Origin of the sequence: Sulfurimonas sp., assembly GCF_028694605.1 — a bacterium.
Taxonomy (GTDB): domain Bacteria; phylum Campylobacterota; class Campylobacteria; order Campylobacterales; family Sulfurimonadaceae; genus Sulfurimonas.
Map to the genome: position 1 here is coordinate 49526 of NZ_JAQVKP010000002.1, position 22257 is coordinate 71782.

At 39.9% G+C, this 22257-nt stretch carries 24 protein-coding genes; 13 read left to right on the forward strand and 11 right to left on the reverse strand.

All coding sequences use genetic code 11. From position 1 onward, the window contains the following. The first annotated feature begins 28 nt into the window (after nucleotides 1-28). From surE to PHY84_RS01910, 13 genes are read left to right on the forward strand one after another with little or no spacing between them, the layout of a single operon-like run. The gene (gene surE, locus PHY84_RS01850) at nucleotides 29-838 is read left to right on the forward strand and encodes a 5'/3'-nucleotidase SurE (RefSeq protein ID WP_299857142.1); all 810 of its coding nucleotides are present in this window, start codon (nucleotides 29-31) and stop codon (nucleotides 836-838) included. Next, on the forward strand, nucleotides 835-1719 hold the full coding sequence (locus PHY84_RS01855; RefSeq protein WP_363317880.1) for a ThiF family adenylyltransferase: 885 nt from the start codon (nucleotides 835-837) through the stop codon (nucleotides 1717-1719). Before surE ends, PHY84_RS01855 begins: the two co-directional genes overlap by 4 nt. Before the next feature lie 45 nt (nucleotides 1720-1764). Next, nucleotides 1765-2262: a transcription elongation factor GreA gene (gene greA, locus PHY84_RS01860; protein WP_299857144.1), complete on the forward strand. Its 498-nt coding sequence runs from the start codon at nucleotides 1765-1767 to the stop codon at nucleotides 2260-2262. Next, nucleotides 2249-3253 carry an N-acetyl-gamma-glutamyl-phosphate reductase gene (argC, locus tag PHY84_RS01865; RefSeq protein ID WP_299857147.1) on the forward strand — a complete coding sequence of 335 codons (1005 nt, stop codon included), beginning with the start codon at nucleotides 2249-2251 and terminating at the stop codon, nucleotides 3251-3253. The genes greA and argC overlap by 14 nt, the downstream gene beginning before the upstream one ends. Further along, complete coding sequence (locus PHY84_RS01870; RefSeq protein WP_299857150.1) at nucleotides 3243-3980, forward strand: metallophosphoesterase; 738 nt, start codon at nucleotides 3243-3245, stop codon at nucleotides 3978-3980. Before argC ends, PHY84_RS01870 begins: the two co-directional genes overlap by 11 nt. 3 nt (nucleotides 3981-3983) lie before the next feature. Beyond that, on the forward strand, nucleotides 3984-4925 hold the full coding sequence (locus PHY84_RS01875; protein WP_299857152.1) for a chemotaxis protein: 942 nt from the start codon (nucleotides 3984-3986) through the stop codon (nucleotides 4923-4925). 10 nt (nucleotides 4926-4935) lie between these two features. Then, a complete protein-coding gene (locus PHY84_RS01880; protein WP_299857154.1) occupies nucleotides 4936-7350 on the forward strand; it encodes a chemotaxis protein CheW in 2415 nt (804 codons plus the stop codon). Then, complete coding sequence (locus PHY84_RS01885; protein WP_299857156.1) at nucleotides 7347-7841, forward strand: chemotaxis protein CheW; 495 nt, start codon at nucleotides 7347-7349, stop codon at nucleotides 7839-7841. The genes PHY84_RS01880 and PHY84_RS01885 overlap by 4 nt, the downstream gene beginning before the upstream one ends. 8 nt (nucleotides 7842-7849) lie before the next feature. Continuing rightward, a complete protein-coding gene (locus PHY84_RS01890; protein WP_299857158.1) occupies nucleotides 7850-8971 on the forward strand; it encodes an MlaE family lipid ABC transporter permease subunit in 1122 nt (373 codons plus the stop codon). Next, nucleotides 8971-9711: an ATP-binding cassette domain-containing protein gene (locus PHY84_RS01895; protein ID WP_299857160.1), complete on the forward strand. Its 741-nt coding sequence runs from the start codon at nucleotides 8971-8973 to the stop codon at nucleotides 9709-9711. The genes PHY84_RS01890 and PHY84_RS01895 overlap by 1 nt, the downstream gene beginning before the upstream one ends. 3 nt (nucleotides 9712-9714) lie before the next feature. After that, nucleotides 9715-10677 (forward strand): MlaD family protein, encoded by a 963-nt coding sequence (locus PHY84_RS01900; protein WP_299857162.1) that lies wholly within the window; start codon nucleotides 9715-9717, stop codon nucleotides 10675-10677. Next, nucleotides 10678-11274, forward strand: coding sequence for an ABC-type transport auxiliary lipoprotein family protein (locus PHY84_RS01905; protein WP_299857164.1), 597 nt, complete (start codon nucleotides 10678-10680; stop codon nucleotides 11272-11274). Then, entirely contained in the window at nucleotides 11271-12551 is a 1281-nt protein-coding gene (locus tag PHY84_RS01910; RefSeq protein ID WP_299857166.1) for an aminopeptidase P N-terminal domain-containing protein, read from the forward strand. The genes PHY84_RS01905 and PHY84_RS01910 overlap by 4 nt, the downstream gene beginning before the upstream one ends. Here PHY84_RS01910 and PHY84_RS01915 read toward each other — a convergent pair. The 11 genes from PHY84_RS01915 to PHY84_RS01965 form a co-directional block, all read right to left on the reverse strand. Further along, nucleotides 12548-12979: a hypothetical protein gene (locus PHY84_RS01915; RefSeq protein ID WP_299857168.1), complete on the reverse strand. Its 432-nt coding sequence runs from the start codon at nucleotides 12977-12979 to the stop codon at nucleotides 12548-12550. The genes PHY84_RS01910 and PHY84_RS01915 overlap by 4 nt on opposite strands. Nucleotides 12980-12984: 5 nt before the next feature. Next, nucleotides 12985-13275, reverse strand: a complete 291-nt coding sequence (locus PHY84_RS01920) for a hypothetical protein (protein ID WP_299857170.1) — start codon at nucleotides 13273-13275, stop codon at nucleotides 12985-12987. Between the two features lie 3 nt (nucleotides 13276-13278). Then, nucleotides 13279-13668, reverse strand: a complete 390-nt coding sequence (locus PHY84_RS01925) for a chaperone NapD (protein WP_299857172.1) — start codon at nucleotides 13666-13668, stop codon at nucleotides 13279-13281. Nucleotides 13669-13693: 25 nt separating this feature from the next. After that, complete coding sequence (locus tag PHY84_RS01930; RefSeq protein WP_299857174.1) at nucleotides 13694-14644, reverse strand: WD40 repeat domain-containing protein; 951 nt, start codon at nucleotides 14642-14644, stop codon at nucleotides 13694-13696. After that, the gene (locus tag PHY84_RS01935) at nucleotides 14641-15126 is read right to left on the reverse strand and encodes a ferredoxin-type protein NapF (protein ID WP_299857176.1); all 486 of its coding nucleotides are present in this window, start codon (nucleotides 15124-15126) and stop codon (nucleotides 14641-14643) included. Before PHY84_RS01935 ends, PHY84_RS01930 begins: the two co-directional genes overlap by 4 nt. After that, nucleotides 15126-15833, reverse strand: a complete 708-nt coding sequence (locus PHY84_RS01940; protein ID WP_299857178.1) for a nitrate reductase cytochrome c-type subunit — start codon at nucleotides 15831-15833, stop codon at nucleotides 15126-15128. The genes PHY84_RS01935 and PHY84_RS01940 overlap by 1 nt, the downstream gene beginning before the upstream one ends. Before the next feature lies 1 nt (nucleotide 15834). After that, nucleotides 15835-16662: a quinol dehydrogenase ferredoxin subunit NapH gene (gene napH / locus PHY84_RS01945; protein WP_299857180.1), complete on the reverse strand. Its 828-nt coding sequence runs from the start codon at nucleotides 16660-16662 to the stop codon at nucleotides 15835-15837. Beyond that, nucleotides 16662-17450, reverse strand: a complete 789-nt coding sequence (napG, locus tag PHY84_RS01950; protein ID WP_299857182.1) for a ferredoxin-type protein NapG — start codon at nucleotides 17448-17450, stop codon at nucleotides 16662-16664. Before napG ends, napH begins: the two co-directional genes overlap by 1 nt. A 55-nt stretch (nucleotides 17451-17505) precedes the next feature. Beyond that, the gene (gene napA, locus PHY84_RS01955; protein ID WP_299857184.1) at nucleotides 17506-20340 is read right to left on the reverse strand and encodes a nitrate reductase catalytic subunit NapA; all 2835 of its coding nucleotides are present in this window, start codon (nucleotides 20338-20340) and stop codon (nucleotides 17506-17508) included. A gap of 238 nt (nucleotides 20341-20578) precedes the next feature. After that, nucleotides 20579-21586, reverse strand: a complete 1008-nt coding sequence (locus PHY84_RS01960; protein ID WP_299857187.1) for a type IV pili methyl-accepting chemotaxis transducer N-terminal domain-containing protein — start codon at nucleotides 21584-21586, stop codon at nucleotides 20579-20581. Then, nucleotides 21579-22250, reverse strand: a complete 672-nt coding sequence (locus PHY84_RS01965; RefSeq protein ID WP_299857189.1) for a Crp/Fnr family transcriptional regulator — start codon at nucleotides 22248-22250, stop codon at nucleotides 21579-21581. Before PHY84_RS01965 ends, PHY84_RS01960 begins: the two co-directional genes overlap by 8 nt. Nucleotides 22251-22257: the final 7 nt, after the last annotated feature.

The following is a 22257-nucleotide window of genomic DNA, read 5'->3' on the forward strand; positions in this document are numbered from 1 at the left end:
TAATGTCAAGTATGTTAAAATAGCGGTTATGAAAAATGAAAATAGATATAAGATTTTAGTAACAAATGATGACGGCTACGAGGCAAACGGTCTATTGGCGCTTGTGGATGCGCTTAGGGAACTTGATGGCGTTGATGTGACTGTGGTTGCCCCTGCAAATGAAAAATCAGCCTGCGGACACTCTTTGACGCTTGTGCGGCCGCTTCGTTTTGTGGGTGTCGGGGATAACTTTTTTAAGCTTGACGACGGTACGCCGAGTGATTGTGTCTATCTCTCGCTTAGTGCGATATTTGCAGACTCAAAGCCGGATTTGCTTATAAGCGGTATCAACCGTGGTTCTAACATGGGGGAGGATATTACTTACTCAGGAACGGCGGCAGGAGCTATGGAAGGGGTTTTGCATGACATACCCTCTATTGCCATCTCGCAAGTTATGGATTTTACAGACCCGCAAGGCGATTTTACTTTGGCGCAAAAGACGATTAAAGAGTTGGTTACAAAGATACGGGGAGGCTCTTTTCCTCTGCCTGAGCGTGAGTTTTTAAATGTCAATATCCCGCCAAACATCGATAGCACGGACAAAAAAGATGCGAAAATGGTCATAACTTACGCCGGATACAGAATGTACGCAAACGACTCACATCTGCATAGAAACCCGCGAGGCGAGGAGTTTTACTGGCTCGGTCTGCATCCGCTTAACTTCTCGGCACGCAAAGCAAGCGAGGGGATAAGCGACTATGAAGCCATAGAGATGGGAGATATCTCCATTACGCCCATTCAGCTTGATATGAGCGCATACAAAAGTATGAACAGACTAAAAGAGTGGCTAGAGCGGTGAAGTATGAGCGCATAAAACCTCTCTTTGGAGATGATTTTGTCAAACTTCAAAATGCAAAAGTCCTGCTTTTAGGTGTCGGCGGTGTCGGCGGACACTGTCTTGACTGCCTGTGCAGAAGCGGTGTGAAGCATATAACGATTGTCGATTTTGACACTTACGATGCAAGCAACCAAAACCGCCAGCTCCACTCAGAGTTTCATGAAGGCGAAGTAAAAGTCCACGCACTTCAAAAACACTACCCGCACATACAAATCATAAACACCAAGATAGACGAAGCATGGGTTGAAGCGTTTGATTTTGGCGGGTACGATGTGGTTTTAGATGCCATAGACGACATAAAACCCAAACTCTCTCTTGCGCAAAAATGCCATAAAAAACTTATCTCTTCTCTTGGAAGTGCAAAACGCCTAGACCCTACAAAAGTAGAAGCCGGCGATATCTGGAAGAGCTACGGCGACAAGTTTGGTGCAAAAATCCGCTATGAGCTTAAAAAAAGAGGATTTAACAAAAAATACAAAGTTGTCTTTAGCGCAGAAGAGGCAAAAACAAAAGAGAAAGCAAGTTTTGTAGGTGTTACGGCAACTTTTGGACTTGTTATGTGTGCAGAGGCACTTGGGATGCTAAGGAGAAAAAAAATGGATGATTTGCAAATAAATCCTCTTATGTGTGAGGGAATCATAGGCGATGGATGCGGCGGCGGACGGATTTTTTATATTGAAGATGAAACGCTTTATGCCCACGACCCCGTCTCCAAAGAGAGCATGACACTGCTAAAAAACATAAAAAAAGCAAAAAAGATAAGCAAAGCAAAGTGTATCATCACTATAGAGTGTGAAGACGAGATGATAGAGTTTGACCTCTCGAAGATGAAAAAAGAGTGAATTTGCTATAATGGCGCAAAAAAAATCAACAACAGAGAAAAGTATATGGAAAAAATTGAGCCGATGACACTTTTTGGGTATAACAAACTTCAAGCAGAGGTAAAGTACCTAAGAGATGTGAGAAGACCACAGATTGTCAAAGATATAGAAGAGGCGCTCTCGCATGGCGACTTGAAAGAGAATGCAGAGTACCATGCGGCAAAAGAGAATCAAAAACTCATAGATTTACGATTGGCGGAACTTGCGGAGCTTATAGGCTCTTCCAAGATTGTTGACCCGAGTGAACTCGAACATGCAAAGGTAAGTTTTGGTTCAACTGTAGTTGTTTGCGATGTCAACACGGAGGAGGAGTTTACCTACACTATCGTCGGCGGATGTGAATCAAACCCTGATATGGGGCTTATCTCGTTTAACTCTCCTTTGGCAAGACAGCTTTTGGGCAGAGAAGAGGGGGATGATGTGAAAGTTCAGCTTCCAAACGGGCAAAAAGAGTTTGAGATTGTTGAAGTAAAATATCAGGAGATTGTTTTTGAGTGCCATTAATGTAGGCGTTATAGGCGCTAGCGGATACACAGGGCTTGAGCTTGTCAAGATTCTTCTTAAACATCCGAAGTTTCATCTCTCTTATGTTGCCAACACGGAGGGGGGAACAACTTTAGAGAAGCTTCATCCATCACTTGCAAAAGTTGCTTCTATGGAGGTGCAAAAAGCGGATTTTGATGCTTGCGCTGCTGCTTGTGAGCTTGTGTTTTTGGCACTTCCGCACCAAACGGCTATGGCATATGTTAAGCCGCTTCTTGAAAAAGGTTTGAGAGTTGTTGATCTCTCGGCTGATTATAGACTTCCACAAGATATTTATGAAGCGTTTTACTGCCCTCATACCGATACCAAAAATTTAGAGCATGCGGTTTACGGGCTTCCCGAACTTTTTGCCAAGGAACTCAAAAGTGCAAAACTTGTTGCAAATCCGGGTTGTTTTTCAACTTCGGCGATTTTGGGCGTTTTGCCTTTTATGAGCAGAAGAGTAAAGGGTACTCCAATAATCGTTGATTCAAAAACAGGCGTGAGCGGTGCAGGTAAAAAACTTAGCGATGTTACGCATTTTGTAAATGTAAACGACAACCTCTTTGCCTACAACCCTCTTTCTCACAGACACGCACCCGAGATTGCCCATAAGCTTGGCGTAACACTTGGCGAGGTTCATTTTGTACCGCATTTATGCCCGCTAACACGAGGGATGCTAAGCTCCATTTATATACAGGTTGAGGGAGATTTTGATGCAAATGAGGTGCTTGAAGAGTTTTACAAAGATGCAAAACATGTACGTGTAAGCAAAAATCCGGTCGATATGAAAAACGTGGCAGGAACAAACTTTTGCGATATTTATGTCAAGCAAAAAGGCAATCTTCTCTTTATTTCAAGTGCCATAGACAACCTTATGAGGGGTGCATCATCGGCAGCGGTGGCAAATGCCAACCTGATGATGGGACTTGATGAAGATGTAGGCATACCCAACATAGCGTATGTACCATAGTATAGAACTCAAAGAGGGTGCGCTTATTGTAGCAGATGCGCACTACTCCCACAAACGCCCTGAACTTTTGGCTTTTCTCAAAGAAATTCACGCCCAAAGCATCCCAGCAACACAGCTTTTTTTAATGGGTGACATCTTTGATGCACTTTTTGGGGAAATTCCTTATACCCATATACAAAATCAAGAGGCGATAGGGCTAATCAACAAGATAGCACAGCGTATAGAGGTTTTCTATTTTGAGGGCAATCACGATTTCAACCTTGCTTCTATCTTTTTAAACGTCAAAATATTTCCCATAGAACATCAGCCCGTAGCATGCAGCTACGAGAGCAAAAAAATCCTTCTTGCTCATGGCGATATAGATGGTGATTTTGGGTATAAAATCTATGCTAAAGTAATTCGTAATCGCATACTTTTACATCTGCTATCTTTTTTGGATACTTTTTTTGGACATGCGATTTTAAAGCGTTTGGATGCTTACTTAAGCAGAAAAGATGATTGCAGAGAGTTTGTCGGATTGAAACAATTTATACAAAAGAGATTAGGGACAAAATATAGCTGCGATTACTTTGTAGAGGGGCATTTTCACCAGAACAAAACCATACAGATGGATGATTTTGTCTATATCAATCTTGGTGCTTTTGCTTGCAATCAAAGATACTTTGTAGTAGAATCGTCTCAAAATAGAGAGTTGTTTGAACAAAAAAATTTCTTAAAAGGGATTTAGTGTATGGATATAGATAATTCATTAAAAGTTGGCTCAAATGAGATGGAGCTTGTAGATTTTCGTATTTTTAAGCAGGAAGAGGGCGGAGTTTATGAGGGCATTTATGGCATCAACGTCTCAAAAGTGCGTGAAATCATCAAGCTTCCAAAATTGACGGATTTGCCGGGTACACCGGAGTTTATTGAGGGAATTTTTGATCTTAGAAATATTGTAATTCCTGTTGTAAACCTAGCGAAATGGATGAAAATCAAGCAGCCTGAGGGCGTGGAAAAGAGTTCACGTGTCATTATTACTGAATTTAACAACGTTCTTATAGGTTTTATAGTCCATGAAGCAAAAAGAATCCGACGTATCAATTGGGCTGATATAGAACCTGCTTCTTTTATGAATAGCAGTTCTGCTATTGAAGGAAACAAGATAACAGGTGTTACAAAGATAGAGGGCGATAATGTTCTGCTTATCTTGGATTTAGAGAGCGTTGTCCAAGATCTTGGTCTTTATGAGCCGGACACTCAGTTTGATAACACGGAAATCGAGAGTTTTTCAGGACTGGCACTTGTATTGGACGATAGCTTGACTGCACGAAAAATTGTTAAAGAAGCACTTGTAAATATGGGCTTTGATGTGATTGAAGCTATTGATGGAGAAGATGGGCTGCATAAGCTGGGTGAGCTTTATGAAGTCTATGGCGAAAAAATTGCAAGAACGTTGAAGATAATTATCTCTGATGTTGAGATGCCGAAAATGGATGGTTTTCACTTTGCAGCAAACGTGAAAGAGGATGCTAGATTTGTGGATATTCCAATTGTATTTAACTCTTCCATAAGCGATCATTTTAGCGAGGGGCGAGGAGTTGAGGCTGGCGGAGAAGCTTACTTGGTGAAGTTTAAAGCAAGTTCATTTTATAAAGAAGTAGCGCGAATAGTTCGTGCTCATATGAAGTAGGAGTGTAAAGATGGATGAATTTCAGGAGATATTGCAGGATTTTTTAGTTGAGTCTTTTGAGCTTATTGAGCAGCTGGATCAGGATTTGGTGGAACTTGAGACAAGACCGGATGACTTGGAGCTTTTAAACAGAATCTTCCGTGTTGCACATACCGTCAAAGGTGCTTCATCGTTTTTAAATTTTGATGTTTTAACACATCTTACACACCACATGGAAGATGTTTTAAATAAGGCAAGGCATGGTGAGCTTTACATAACACCGAGTATAATGGATGTTATTTTGGAGTCTATCGACCTTATGAAAGCACTTCTTAGTACGATTCGTGATACAAGTTCGGATGATGGCATTGATGTGTCTGGCTGTGTTGCAAGACTTGATAAGTGTGCTAAAGGGGGAGCAGATTTAGAAGTCTCTGCGCAACAAACTTATATTGAAGCGGAAGATGAATTGATGGAGACTATGGAAGATGAGACCCTTGAGGCTGTCTGTGAGAGTGAACCTGACTATGAAAATATGGATGCCGATGAGATAGAAGCTGAGATAGAGAGACTGCTGCAACAACGACAAGCAGAAGACAAAGCAAAAAGAGAGCAGAAAAATACACAAAAAAAAGCTGCCGTATCCAAAGTGCAAGAGGACGAAGAGGACGAGGAAGAGTATCATACGGTAAGTAAAGCTCCTGTTGTTATCACTCCTGCACGCAAACCAGCCTCTTTGGGAAATGATGAGCAAGAGAGTGACGATGCAAGAGCAGCGTCTCCTGCAAAAAAACAGTCCGCTGTGGAGCAGACTATCCGTGTGGATGTTAAGAGACTTGACCATCTTATGAATCTTATCGGAGAACTTGTTCTTGCGAAAAACAGACTTATCAAGATTAATGATGACGTGGAAGAGCGTTATGAGGGCGAGAGCTTTTTAGAGGAGCTAAACCAAGTAGTCTCTATCGTCTCTATCGTAACAACTGACCTTCAAATCGCAGTTATGAAGACGAGAATGCTTCCGATTGGCAAAGTGTTCAACAAGTTTCCGAGAATGATTCGTGACCTTGGTCGTGAACTCAACAAAAAGATAGAACTAGAGATATCGGGCGAAGAGACCGAACTTGACAAATCTATCGTTGAAGAGATTGGCGATCCGCTTGTTCATATCATCCGCAATTCATGCGACCATGGTATTGAAGCGCCGCATATTCGTGCAGAACAGGGTAAAAGCGAAACAGGTACGATTAAGCTAAAAGCATATAACGAGGGGAACCAAATCGTTATCCAGATAGATGATGACGGGAAAGGTCTTGACACGGATATGCTTAAGAGAAAGTCTCTTGAAAAAGGGCTTATCACCGAAAAAGAAGCAGACAATATGAGTGATAAAGAGGCGTTTGGTCTTATCTTTAAGCCGGGCTTCTCTACAGCGGCTGTTGTAACCAACGTTTCAGGTCGTGGTGTAGGTATGGATGTTGTCAAAACAAATATAGAAAAAGTTAACGGCATCATCGACATCGACAGTGAAGTAGGTGTCGGTACTTCTATGAAACTCAAAATTCCTCTGACACTGGCGATTATTCAAGCACTTCTTGTAGGTGTTCAAGAGGAACATTACGCTATTCCTCTTGCTTCTGTTTTAGAGACGGTACGTATCTCAAAGGATGAGGTCTATACAGTAGAGGGACGCTCTGTTATGAGGCTACGCGAGGACGTCTTGTCGCTTGTGCATATCGGAGATATTTTTGAAGTGGAGCGTATTTTGGACTCAAGCGAGTATGCTTATGTTGTTGTTCTTGGTTTGGGTGCAAGCAAACTCGGTCTCATAGTCGATACACTTGTAGGGCAAGAGGAGATTGTTATCAAGTCTCTGGGCGAATTTCTCAAGGGCATCAACGGCATTGCAGGAGCGACTATTCGCGGGGATGGCGGCGTAACGCTTATTGTTGATGTTGTAGCTATTATGGATATGGCAAAACATGTTAGAGCATCAGCGGTTGTAGATACGAAATCAGACGTAGCGCTCTTAACACGTGAAAAATCAAAAGCAAGTGATTATACAGTTATGATAGTAGATGACTCTAAAACCGATAGAACTATCATGAGAAAAGCACTAGAGCCACTGGGAATCACGCTTGTTGAAGCAGGTGACGGTCAAGAGGCACTAAGTATCTTAAAGCAGGGTGATTATAACTTTGATGCGATGCTGGTCGATATAGAGATGCCGAGAATGGATGGGTACTCTTTGGCAACAGAGATTAAAAAGTATAACCGATATAAAAATATGCCTCTCATAGCCGTTACGTCACGCACCGGAAAATCTGATCGTATGCGTGGCGTTGAGTCCGGTATGGTAGAGTACATTACAAAGCCATACTCCGCTGACTACCTTATGAGCGTGGTTCAAAGAAATATTAATTTTAAATCGGAGTTTTTAAAATGAGCGATAAATTAAAACAGATTATAAAAAAACAGAGCCAAAAAGAGAGTGAAAACTTAACGCATACGGATGATGTTGTACAGTTGGTTGGTTTTGTTATCGGAGATGAGGAGTATGCGGTGCCTATTCTCTCGATTCAGGAGATTATCAAACCTTTTCCATGGACAAGAGTACCGCAAGTGCCAAAGTATGTGATTGGTGTTTTTAATATGCGTGGCGCTGTTATTCCTCTGATTGATTTGCGTACGAAATTTGGGCTTAGTCCTAAAAAGCATAACGAAGAGACAAGATTTATCGTTATGCGTGATGGAGATGATGTAGCAGGATTTGTTATCGATAGACTGACAATGGCGATAAGAATCAAAAAATCAAATATCGGACCGGCCCCTGATACGGCAAGCGGTGATGATACGGCAATTGACGGCGTTGGAAAACAAGCGGATAAGATTATAACTATTTTAAAGGTTAAAAAGCTTCTGCAAAGGGATTTTTAACATCTCTAATGAACTATTCATCTTTTAGATTTATCGACACAAAGGATGCGCTCTCTTTAAAGTTTAAAGGCGAGCTCACTCTTTACAATCTTACTCTCTACCAAAAACAGGTGGAGGGTGCATTTTTTTCAAAAGAGAAAAAAATCATTCTTGATTTGTCTGAACTTGAGTTTATAGATACGGCAGGAGCCCTTTTTTTAAACAACCTTCAAAAAAAACTCCACACAAAAAAAGTGCAATTCGAAATAGACTGCAAACATCAAGATGTACTTGCAATGCTCTTGCTTGTCCAAAAACAGTCATTAACTACATCTGCCGTACAAAAAAAGAAGAAAAGAAATTACATTGAGAAATTAGGTGAAAACAGCTATAAAAATTATCTTAGTTTTCTCTCTTTTTTGGCATTTATGGGTGAGCTTTTTATGCACAAACTACACTATCTTTTCTCATTCAAAAGCATTCGTTACAAAGAGATGGCTTTTGAGATTAACGAGAGTGCTATAAAGGCATTTGGTATTATCGCACTTACAAGTTTTTTGATTGGTGTTGTTATTGCGTATCAGTCATCTGTTCAGTTAAAACAATACGGAGCCAATATATTTATAGTAGATATGCTTGGACTCTCAGTATTGCGCGAGTTATCTCCGCTCATTACGGCAATAGTTATAGCAGGTAGAAGCGGTTCGGCGTTTACTGCCCAAATAGGCGCTATGAAGATAACACAGGAGCTAGAAGCGATGCAGACTATGGGATTTGATCCTTTTCGATTTTTGGTGCTTCCAAAGATTGCAGCGCTGATGTTGACGATGCCTATTATGATATTTGTCTCAGATGTAATGGCTATCATTGGCGGTATGGTTGTGGCAAATCTTGATTTAGGCATTACAGTAGATATGTTTTTGGATAGATTTAGTAATGTGATAGCAGTGAGACATTTTCTTGTAGGGATATTTAAAGGACCGTTTTTTGCGTTTTTGATTGCTGCTATTGCTATCTATAGAGGACTTCTGGTAAAAGACGATACGCAAAGCATAGGATTTAACACGACAAAAAGTGTTGTTGAGTCTATCTTTGCAGTCATTATCTGTGATGCGGTTTTTTCTATCGCTTTTACAAACTTGGGCATATAATGGAAAATATTATTAAAGTCAAAGGGGTAAAAACAGAGTTTGACGACAGGGTGATTCATAAAAATATCTCCCTTAGCGTTCCAAAAGGGAGTATCTATGGACTTTTAGGTCCAAGCGGATGCGGCAAAACAACGCTTCTTAAAGAGATGGTTATGCTTCAAGAGTTTCATGGCGGTACGATTGAAGTGCTTGGGAAGAGTCTTAAAAACATCAGCTATGACGATGCAATGAGCCTTCGCAGGCAGTGGGGTGTACTATTTCAGATGGGTGCACTTTTTTCTTCGTTAAGCATTCGGGACAACATAGCTCTTCCTTTGGTGGAATATACCGATTTATCTGAAGCAATGATTAGTGAAATTGTCGCATTTAAGATAAATATCGTAGGACTAAAAGCTTCAGATGCCCATCTCTACCCATCCCAGATAAGCGGCGGTATGAAGAAAAAAGCAGCTCTTGCACGTGCTCTTGCTATGGATCCAAAACTTCTTTTTTTAGATGAACCCACAAGCGGGCTTGACCCAATCTCTTCACGGGATTTTGATGCTTTGATTTTGAAGCTGCGCGACCTTCTTGGGCTAACCATTGTTATGGTTTCGCATGATTTGCGCTCCATTTATGATACGCTTGATTATGCAGCTGTTTTAGATGATAAAAAAGTGGTCTATGAGGGGAATTTAGATAATATATTTAGTGTTGAAAATAATTTTATCAAAACTTTTTTTAGCGGTGTACAGAGGTGAAGTGTGAATAATAGGGTCAACTATAGTTTAATCGGTTTTTTAATGCTTTTTGCAATCTCGTTGATGCTTGGATTTGGATATTGGCTCTTAAAGCCTGCCAAAGAGATTGAGATGAGAACATACGCTATCTACTTTGAAGAGTCTGTTTTGGGGCTAAATCTTGATGCAGCCGTAAAGTACAGAGGTATTAGTGTCGGTAAAGTAACACAACTCTCCATAAATCCTAAAAATTCACAAGAGGTAATGGTGCTTGTAAGCATACTCAAGTCAACGCCCATCAAATCATCAACAAGAGCGCAGCTCACATCGCAGGGCATTACGGGCTTGAGTTATATTAACCTAAGCTTTAGCGACGATAGCGCAGAAGAGCTTAAGCGTACAAAAGGCGAGGATTATCCTGTGATAAAAACTATCCCATCACTGCTCATTAAAATTGAAAACAGTCTCGGCGATATCACACTGCAACTCTCAGAGACGCTGAAAAATTTCAATGTACTGCTAAGAGATAAAAACCAAGAGGAGGTAACGCTTCTTTTGAAAAATAGTGCGCTTTTCGTTTCAAAACTTAATAGTTTGTTGGATGATAAAACAGCAGAGAGTTTAAAGCAAACTATAAAAAACTTAGAGAACTCTTCGGCAAAACTTGATGCAATGATGCCGCGTATCGCAAAGCTTATTGATAACAGTATTGTCTGGGAAGATCGCATTGCAGGCTCTTTTGCATCTATTATGCAGAGCTATATCGGTATCCGTGGGGCTATGGATACCATCAACAATGCAGTTAAAAGCGGTGATTTTAACTTTAAAGAGATGACAAGCGAACTCTTGCCTACAATGAACAATACACTTTTAGAGATGCAGACCCTTATGATAAAAATAGAAGAGACACTTAAAAAATATGAAAGAAGCCCTTCTGATATTTTATTTTTGCAAGAGCAGATGAAAAAAGGACCGGGGGAGAAGTAAATGAGAATTTTTTTATATGTAGCAGTTGGGCTGCTTTTTTTGGGATGTACAACACTCAAGCCGACTGTGGCGGAGTATAGGATGGGTGTAAAAGAGGATGTGGTAAAGAGTAGTGCAAAGGGGTGCGCTGCAAAATCACTCAAAGTCGCACAGGCTTTCAGCACAGCTTCACTTCTCTCTTTGCAGATGGAGTATGCAGAGACGGGTGGGAAAGTTTTTGCCTACTCGCAGTCGCAGTGGCAGGAGTCGCCAAATAGTTTTATCACATCACAGCTCTTTGGAAGCGTAAGAGATTTTGAGCTTTTTGGAAGTGTCCACTCTTTTGGCTCCAGAGTAAAAACAGATTTGATTTTAGAGACAAATATAGAGGAGTTTATGCAGTTTTATGCACCTGATATGAACAGTTCTTATGTAAATGTTCTTATCTCACTGACACTTATCGACACCAAAACATCTACGGTTATTGCAACTAAGACATTTCGCTCAAAAGTAAAAACAAAAACAGCTGATGCCTCCGGTGGGGTGGAAGCATACAGAGAAGCTCTAGCAGAGATTGTCGCAAATAAGAGAGTATGGCTTGAGGAGAGTTGTAGATGATTTTAGAGAGTGAGTACAAAAGCCGCAGGGACAAAGTTTTCAAAAAGTTGGCAAAAAGCTCTTTGGCGGTTATCTTTAGCGCTGAGACAACAACACGTTCTCATGATACACACCATCCATACAGGCAAGACAGCAATTTTTATTATCTTACCGGCTTCAAAGAGGATAATGCGATACTTCTTTTTATAAAAAGCAGTACAAAGAGCAGAACAGTTCTTTTTGTGCAAAAAAAAGAAAAAATAATGGAGCTTTGGAACGGAAAACGACTTGGTGTCAAAGAGGCAAAAAAGAGATTTTTGGTAGATGAGGTCTATGCAAGTGAAGATTTTATAAAAATTTTTAAAAAGTATGCAAGAAGAAGAAAAAATCTCTATTATGAGCAAAATGTAAAAAAAATTTGTGTAAAAAAGATAGCAAAAACTGCAAAATCTTTTCAAACAGAGCATGATATCCTTCCGCTTATCCAAAAAATGAGACTTTACAAATCTGCTTCAGAGATAGAGCTTATAAGAGAGTCTATAGCAATTACGGCAAAAGCACATCATAGAGTTATGAATATGCGCAAGAGTGGCATATATGAGTATAATCTTCAAGCAGAGATTGAACATGAGTTTAAGATGAATGCTGCCTACAGTGATGCCTACATATCCATAGTTGCATGTGGCAATAATGCAAATACACTTCACTATATAGAAAACTCCAAAGCACTTGTCGAGGGGGAGCTTATTCTTATTGATGCCGGATGTGAGCATAATTATTACGCTAGCGATATTACAAGAACCATCCCGGTCAATGGAAGATTCAGTGAGGCGCAAAGAGAGCTTTATAATCTAGTGCTAGATACGCAACTTCAAATCATTCGCATGATAAAACCTTTCGTAAAAAGAAGCCATCTGCAAGAGAGTGCAGAGAGGCTTTTGACAAAGGGGATGGTAGAGCTTGGGATTTTAAGCGGTGATGTCAAGGAGCTTATTAAAAAGCAGAAACATAAAAAGTATTATCCTCACGGCATAGGGCATTGGATGGGTATAGATGTACATGACCAGGCACCATACAGAGATGCAAAAAATCAAGAGATACCTCTGCAAAAAGGGATGGTTTTGACCATAGAACCGGGTCTTTATATCGACGCAAAAGATAAAAGCGTGCCAAAAAAGTATCGTGGTATCGGAATTAGAATCGAGGATAATATCTTAGTTACAAAAGATGGATGTGAAAATCTCTCTTCTTCCATTGCCAAGAGCATTGAAGAGATAGAGATGATGTCTAAAAATTAGCTATCGTAAACATAGCTCCATCCGGTAAGGCTGTTTGTTTTTGCTTCGCTAAAATTTTGGGAATCCGCCAAAAAGTCCATTACAAACATAGGAGTGTGAGGGATATTTTGCATATCCTCTTGTTTTACAAGAAGAAGCGGCATATGCGTTTCATGTACGCCCTTGCCAAATCCCACAGGCATTATCCGGCTTATAACTTCTTTGGGGTTTCTGATACCGTGTTCATCTAAAAATTTCTCAAAAACAGCCTCTTGAATCTTTTGCGGTAAATTCTCATGTGTGTTTAAAAAAAGCGTAAAATGAATGGGTGTCTCTTTAAAGTGCTCTGGAGCCGGTGCAGCCATGATAATATAAGAAACACCACCAAGGTGTTTTTGAATCTCGGCTGGCTCAAGATAACTTAGCGTTTGTATAGCTTTTGCTTCCAAATCTCTTAGTTTCCTTTGATAAGCGGCTCGCCAATCTCATCTTCTAGTTCACGTTGAAGTTTTGACATCTCAAAGCGGATGCCATCCATGACATAAGGCGGAACATTGAGATCTTTTGTCCATCTTACCTCAATATTTCCGTCATAAGCTTTGCCTAACTCCTCTATCTTTTTAGAATACTCCTGCAAATCTGCACAGATTTCAGTTTTATTTTCAAAAAGGTCTCTTAACTCTATATACCAATCTTCACGGCTGTCTTGTGCCATTTTTATGGTTGATTCAAATACTGCCGCCAAAATCTACCTCTTTGTAGCGTCGAATTTTTTAGTAAATGTTACTAAATCATCTTTTGTTTTTAAGTCGCCGTTGTATTTGATGGCAGCTAAATCAATATTGTCGTCATTAAGCATTTTAGGAACAGCATCGCCGTTTGCTATAACTTCCATGTGTGAATCAAGCTCATCTTCACTATATGACATCTGCATATCAGCAGTAACAACATGGGGAATCGCTTCAATAACTCTTAGTTTTTCAAGCTCCTGCGCAACATTTTCACCCTCAATAGTGATAATAATTCTTCCTTGACCATCATGCATATGATAATCACAAACTTCACAATCCTTAAGACTTTGTACTACTTCATCTATATATTTTGGAGCAGTCTTTACCACAATACTCGATATATTCATCTGTTTATCCTTTTTTTTGTAAATTTTATTTTATACTATATAAATTAATGGTTTTGTCATCACTCCCAACCAAAAATCTATTTTCATCAATGAACTCTATCTTTGTCAGCGTCATTTTGTTGCCTCCAAACTTCCCAATCGTTGCTTTAGTGATAGTGTCAAAAACTGTTACATTATTTTGTTCGTCTGAAGCAAAAGCGGCAGTTTTGCCACTTGGAGATAGACCTACACTATAGATTAGGAACCCAGATACTATAAAATAGGCAGAATTTACCTTTGGAACATAGATAACTGTTCTTCTGTCTTGTCCGGCAGTAGCAACAACACCTTTTTTATAGTCAACTTGAAAAACATTGTCAAGGTTTTGATCAGCCAAAGTTTTTATGCGTTTGCCGTTTTTTGTGTCAAAAATCCCAAGATCTCCGCTTTCATCTGCCACTATAACTTCGTTTTTTTGCTCATTTAAAACAAAATCGGAAAACTTTGCTCCAGATACCTGCATCGACCAGTTATATGTTTTTTTGTTTATGTCATAGGAGATAAGTTCATTACTTAAAAGTCCGAGTAGAATTGTATTTTTACTTAAAAATTTCGCTTTTGCAACAGCGAGTGACTTACTACTGTCAAAAAGTATCTCTGTTTTGCCATTTTGGTAAATATGAATCCTTCTAAAACCACTTTTATCCTGTGAGAGAATAAGAATTTTATCTTCAACCACATCAACCGAATATACTTTCGAATGAACCAAGTCACCGGCAAAATCAACAATTTTTGGAACTTCTATCTTTTGCAGCAGTTTTTTTGTTTCTAAATCAAAAATATCTACGCTACTGTTGGCAGTTGCGCTGTAAACTTTTCCATCCTTATAAACAATATCTACGACTGGACCGCTCGCCTCAAGCTTGCTAATCGGCTCTTTAAGAGAGGCGCCAAAAAGCGAAGTAAAAAGAAAAACCAAACTTAAAAAAAGTTTCATGACAACACCTTTATTTCAATTGCATCTGTTGGACATCTACTGAGGCAAAAGCCACAAGCTGTGCATTTGTCGTCTATTTGCGGCATAAACATCGCTTTAAAGTCAATCGCGTTTTCAAGACAAGGATCCTTGCAGGAAAAACACATTGTGTGATCCCAGCTCAAACACTTCTCTTTATTGATGGTAACGGTTGCGGCAATTTGGTGTTTTGCTTCAACACTCAGCACACCAAAAGCACATGCTTCCGCACACTTGTCACAGTACGTACAACCATTTTTTAAAAAGAGAAGATAAGGAGTTTTATCGCTTGCGATAAATATTATATCTTCTTCACAAGCAGCGGCGCAACTACCTAAGCATTTGCTACACTCATTGTGAAAAAGAGATAAATCACTGTAATAAGGAGGACGGATAAACTCTTCTTGCTTTTTCTCTTCTTTGTGAAAAGAAGCAAGAGAGCTAAAGAGCTCTCTTCTCTCCATTAGTGTTTTGCGCCGCCTAGTGTACCGGCTTTAGAATTTTTGTTTGCTAAGTCATCCTCAGTAACAAAACTTGCCGCACCAACCGTATTTAGAGATTTTGTATATTTGCTCTCATCCCACGCAGATCTGTTAGCACCGTCTTTTGATGTAAATACCGGTTCAAAAGTATTTTCAACAACCAATGCTCCCTGTGATTGTGGTGCATGGCATTGTGAACAGTTAAATCTTGCATTTTGAAGATGATCGCTTTTGACGATTTTAGTCTCATTTTTGTAGTTGTTTACCGTATCTACCGCCATACCGTTTACGATTTTAGCTCTTGGTCTGAAATCTGTAAAGTGTGACACAGGAATCGGAGTTGCACCCATTGCCGGAGCGACTGCAGGCATGTGACATCCAACACAGCTGTTATCACCGGTTTTGATTGGAAGCATTCCGTTTGTATCGTGTGGAATCATTGGAGGAGCATCTTGAAACGCTCTTTTGATTCTTGTACTTGTGCTTGCCTGAGCTGTACCATAGGCAGTTTTATCAGCCACCGTGTTGCTCTCAGTGTAAAGAGTCGTTTTTCTAAGACCTAAAGACTCTTCGCTGATTGAAGGTTTTACTACCTCTTTTTGTGCGCTTTTGACACCATCTGTCGCACAACCTACTATAAGGAGTGCAGCGGTTGCCAAACCGATTGTTAATTTCCCCATTGCTTTCATTTTATTCTCCCGATTTATTATTTTTTATGAGATCTCTGATTGAAAAATTTAGAGCATCATCATCACACACTTCTATACATCTTGCACAATTTGTACACTCTCCGGAGAGGACCGGCATAGTCTCTTTTCCTATCATGTACAGAACCTGTTGCTCAGGACAAACAACCTTGCATTTCATACAAAGTGTACAGTTCTCCTGTGTGTGATGTACCCTTACTAAACTATACTTACCAACAAGTGAATAAAATCCACCAAGTGGGCAGATATGCCCACACCAACCGTTTTTTAGAACCAAAAGATCGAAATTAAAGATAATGAGCACTGCTGCCCATCCAAAACCCATCCCAAATATAATGCCTCTGTGAAGCATTGATATCGGCGATACAAACTCAAAAGCCGTTACTCCCATTGCAAATGAGATAATGAGACTTAAACCTAAGACCCAGTAACGAAGGTTACGCGTCGCAGGTTGCTTTTTTGCAAAATCATCTACTTTTATCTTTCTTCTCAAAAATGCAGCAGCATCCGTAATGAGATTGACAGGGCAGACCCAGCTACAAAAAGCACGACCGCCTACTACAAAGTAGAAGACGGTAATAATAAGCGCTCCGACAACCAAATCCACTGCTAAAACAGCGCCTGCTGCAAGCATCTGAAGTGCTGCATAAGGATCGCTCAGTGGAATAATGCCAAAAAGCGAAGAGGAGCTAAGATTTCCCATCAAAGCAGTCCATCCCCATGCATTTGCACCAAAATAGAGAAAAAGCAGACCTACTTGTGTTGTTCTTCTAAAAAAAAGATATCGATATTTATTCCAAAGTGTTTTCATTAGTATAAACCCTTATCGCTATTTAAAGAATCAACAGCACTCTCTTTGCTTATCTCTGTCGTGGACTTAATTTCTTGGGCATTTTCAAGTCTCTTCTCATCCTTTTTATCCCAGCCTTTGATATAGTAGTTACCAGCCTTGCCCATTGCTACTTCTTTTGGAAGTATGAAAATAGCAGGTTTTTCGGTAACACACGCTTTCTCGCAAAGACCACATCCCGTACATGCATCTGCATGTACAACCGGAGTGAGATAGGCATGTTTTCCCGTCCTCTCATTTTTGTGGTACTCAACAGAGATAGCCTGACCCAAAATAGGACATGCCCGATAACACGCATCACACTGGATACCCCAAAAAGCGATACACGTCTCCCTGTCAATGACTGCTAAACCCATCTCAGCTATATTGATATCAAGCTTACCGTCTGTTGTGACACTCGCTTCATCAAGTGCACCTGTTGGGCACACAGGAACACAAGGAATGTCCGGACACATATAGCAAGGGATGTCCCTAGGGATAAAATAAGGTGTCCCTAAAGGCTTGTGATCGCCTGGTTTTGCTAGCAATAGCGTATCATACGGGCAGGCTTCAACACAAAGCCCGCACTTGACACACGTTTTTAGAAAATCTTCTTCTTTGATAGCTCCGGGTGGGCGCAAAAGGAGTTGAGAAGCTGTTACTTCATCAACATACGCACTCCACACGAAACCGCCAAGAGCAGCTATACCCGCACCTCTTGCCATTCTCAAAATAAATTTTCTTCTATCACTCTCTTCTCTTGCTGTCATCTTTTGCAGAGAACACCGCGTAGCGGAGTTCTCTCTCCTTTAAATTTTGGTTAGCTTATGCTTTGTAAATTTTTACAGCACACTTTTTAAAGTCTGTCTGTCTTGACATTGGACATGTCGCATCAAGACAAACTTTGTTGATAAATACTTTTTCATCAAACCATGGAACAAATACAAGTCCTCTTGGAGGTCTGTTTCTACCACGAGTCTCAACCCTTGCTTTTACCTTGCCACGGCGAGATTCAACCCAGCAAAGCTCACCTTGTTTAACGCCTTTTGCATCAGCATCTTTTGGGTGCATATAGCATAGAGCTTCAGGAACCGCACGGTAAAGTTCAGGAACACGCATAGTCATAGTTCCAGAGTGCCAGTGCTCAAGCACACGACCTGTACATAACCAAGTATCGTATTTTGCATCCGGCATTTCTGGAGGATCCATGTATGGGCGTGCAAATATTTTAGCTTTATTTGGCAGTGGCTTCGGTTTGCCGTCTTTGTCTGTAACTCCAGTTAAGTTACCTTGTTTCAACGCTTTTGCAAGTGTTCCATAGAATGCATGCGAATTGCCGCTATCTTTAGTAGCTTTTGCTGCATAAGGGTCATACTTGGCATTAAATCTCCACTGTGTCTCTTTACCGTCAACAACCGGCCACTTAAGACCACGAACTTTATGATACATGTCAAACGGTGCAAGGTCATGCCCGTGTCCACGTGTAAATGCCGCATACTCTTCAAAAAGATATTTTTGAATAAAGAAGCCATAGCCTTCAAATACTTTACCGTCACTTCCGACAACTTTTCTGCTGTCTCCGTACGCTTCGGTATTGTCATATCCTTTTTGGATAGGGTCGTTTTGGTCAAGTTTGTATGATTTTGCAATATCGTTAGCAAAAAGAATCTCAAACATTGTTGTGTCTTCTTTGTAACCCATAGCTTTTGCTTTTTCAATCATGCTTGGAAGAGCCTCTTTTCTTGGACCGCTTGGCTTCCACTCACCCCATACATCTTTTACCGTAAATCTCTTAGAGAGTTCAACCCACTGCCACGTATCACTCATAGCATCTCCGACAGGAAGTACTTGTTGTCTCCATAGTTGAGTTCGTCTCTCAGCATTACCGTAACCACCCCACTTCTCATAAATCATAGCCGAAGGTAAGATAAGGTCTGAAACTTTTGCAGAGATACCAGGGTAACCATCAGATGTTACGATGAAGTTATCCATCTCACGTGCTGCTTTTAACCAGTGCTCAGCTGAAGCTGTATCTTGGTATGGGTTACAAACGTTTACCCATGCAAATTTGATAAGACCATCTTCGATATCACGGTGAATCTTCATAATGTGCTGTACGCCGACAGGGTTGATTGTTCCCTCCGGAACCATCCACTTGTTCTCTGTGATTTTTCTGTCAGCAGGATTTGCTACCATCATATCGGCAGGTAGTCTGTGTGTAAATGTACCAACTTCACGAGCAGTTCCACACGCTGAAGGCTGACCTGTTAGAGAGAATGCACCCTCACCCGGATTTGCTTGTTTGTTTAGTAGGAAGTGAACATTGTAAGAGAGTGTATTTACCCAAGTACCACGTGTATGCTGATTCATACCCATTGTCCAGAAAGATACTACTTTTCTACCTTTTTCTATGTAAAGGTTTGCAAGTGCTTGAAGTTTTGCTTTGAACTTTTCTATATCTTCATCAGGGTCACCTTTTGAAATTTTAGCAGTATAGTCAAGTGTGTATGGTGCTAAAGCTTTTTTGTACTCTTCAAACGAGATTTCCCAGTGACCAAGGTTGCCAAGAGGTGCATCTTGGTTTTTCATAATGTCACCCTCTTTGTACCCGTAAGGTGCCAGCGCCGGCGCTTCTTTAGCAGACACTGCTTTGCTCATCTCTTTTGAAACGGTTTCCATCTCAAGAGCCGTATATTTACCTTCTTTGAGTGACTTTTCACCATCTTTTCTCATACCATAACCGATATTTACCGGGCTAGCTGCGAAAATCATATGTTTTTTGACAAAGTCCCAATCAATAATCTTCTCTGCATCATCTCTATAAACGATTTCTCTTGCAATATAGTTCCAAAGAGCCAAGTCTGTATTTGGAGAGAAGATGATTTCGATATCAGCGATATCTGAAGTTCTGTGTGTATATGTCTGGATAGAGACAATTTTTACACGCTCAGGGTCTGATAACTTTCTATCTGTTACACGAGACCATAAAATCGGGTGCATCTCTGCCATGTTTGAACCCCAAGATACGATAGTGTCTGTGAGTTCGATATCATCATAACAACCAGAAGGCTCATCCACACCGAATGTTTGGTAAAAACCTACAACAGCAGATGCCATACAGTGGCGAGCATTTGGATCGATTGCATTTGATCTAAATCCGCCCTTCATCAATTTTTGAGCTGCGTAGCCTTCCATGATTGTGTATTGCCCTGAAGCAAATACGCCAACACCCTCAGGACCGCTTGCTTTAAGTGCTTTTTTGATGTGGATTTCCATCTCATCAAAAGCTCTCTTCCATGAAACCGGAGCAAATTTACCTTTTTTGTCAAAGTTTCCATTTGCATCAACTCTAAGCAGTGGCTGCGTAAGTCTATCCGCACCGTACATAATCTTAGCATTAAAGTAACCTTTAATACAGTTAAGACCACGATTTACTGGTGCAGCCGGGTCTCCCTTAACAGCAACGATTTTACCGTTTTTTGTTGCCATCATAATACCACAACCTGTACCACAGAAACGACAAGCTGCCTTGTCCCATCTCCAGTCGCCCTCAGCTTCTGCTGCTGCTGCTTCTAGCTCCGCCGGTACACTCATACCAATCGCTGCTGCTGCAGATGCTGCCGCTGAACTTTTAAGAAATTCTCTTCTTGAAAGTGACATATTTTCTCCTTAAATAATTTTAGAAACACGAATATTGTAAGTTAATAAACCTTGCCCCAATGAAGTTAAGGTGCCCATTAACATAGCTAAATAATAGCACGTAAAAGTAACAAATTCTTTGATTTAAGTCATAAGAGTAGTTTTTATACTTAAGAATAGTTTAAAATTATAAGAAATGTAAATATAAGTAACACTTACAAAGATAATAAGTTAAAAAAATAGAGCTTGCAGGAGAACTCTATTTTAAGTCTTGGCAGCTTTTAATAAGTTTGTCAAGCTCTTCTTTGAGGTCTATGAGCTTTTTGGTTGAGTTGATAAGCACTTCCGTTGACTCTATTACCATGTCTTCGCTGTTTGTCAAATGTCTGGATGCCGAAGCATTATCTTTTAGTTCTGCGAGAATGGTGTCAAACTCATCCGTGAGTTCTTCAAGTTTGAGTGAAGCTTTTTGTGATTGAAGCAGTGCTTCGTTGGAACACTCAACAGCAGAGTTGATTTTGTTGATAAAGCAGTTTATGGTATCACTTACTTGCACAATCTCGCTTTCGCTTTCAGCTTCAAGCTGTATGGGAGCAAGATTTGCTATATCTTCATTGTCCACGAGCATTTTAGAGTATTGCATAAAAGAGTCCACGTGCGCTTCAATCGATTTTAGTTGTATCATTGAGTATAAAAAGAGTAAAAAGAGTACAACGCCGGCGCTGTATTGGAAGTTTTTTATAAAGTTTGTCTTCTCTTCGCTGTAGTTTGTATAAAGTGTGACAAGAATATCAACGTTATGCAGGAGTGTCGTATTTTGAGTATGTATCGATGAAACGATTTGTTCAAGTCTCTCTTTGTCTTGAGTTTGTGATATTTCAAGGTTTTTGAAATTTTTCACATCGTCATAAAATTTATGCCAAAGGGTATCTACTTTAGAGAGTTGTGCAGCTATTTCATGTGTATGAAAAGGGTCTATTTTTTTAATTGTGTTTCCAAATTTAAGAGTAGTTAACCCATCGATAAAAGTGTCGCAAGCAGTGTCTAGTTCTTTAAAATCATCCAAAGAGTAGTGATAGAGATAAAATACATTTTTTGCAATTTTTTGTGTCAACATTCTTTGCTTTCCGGCGATATTGATAACAAGCGCGTCTTTGATGTTTTGCTGGTTAAGATAGATAGTCGTACCGATAACAGAGGCGATTAGTAGGATAAGAAGTGCCCCGATAAATTTGATTTTTGTACTGATTTTGTTGAACTTAAGCATGGGAAGCCCCTTTGTAGATGTCACAAAGCATCTCTTTGTCTAAAATAATAATATTTGTATTTTCCGTATCTATGATAGAACTTCTTTTAAGTTTATTTAAGACTCTTGAGAGTGTTTCAGGTTGGATATGAAGCATAAAAGAGACCTCATGCCTTTTGTGTGAGTTAAACATCTCTAGGTCATTTGCAAGAGCAAAAGCAACTTTTGCAGTTGCGTCAAATACAAGCTCTCTGTTGACAACACAATGAAGCTGGTGTGTTTTTGAGAGAATCTCGTTGATAAACTCATTGTTGAGAATGTTTTTGGACAAAAATTCCTGCTTGAACTTTAAAAAATCTACCTCCAAAACAACACTCTCTTCCATAAATTCTGTATTTGAAAAACAGTGGATAGTGTCGCTGCTTACTGTAGTAAGCTCAGAAATCATAGTGTCTTTGTAGATGTAGTAGAGAAATATTTCATTCTCATATTTGTCGATTTTATAAACTTTTATAAGACCGGAGATAAGAAAAAATATCTTATTGTTACGATCGTTTTCGTAGTACAAAACAGAATTTTTTGTGTAGTTGCTTATCTTTGAGATAGCGTCAACAGCATTAAGTTTATCTTCATCAAGAGAGCTGAAAAAGGATAACTTTTTAATAAGATTTAATTTTTCATTCATACTTCTT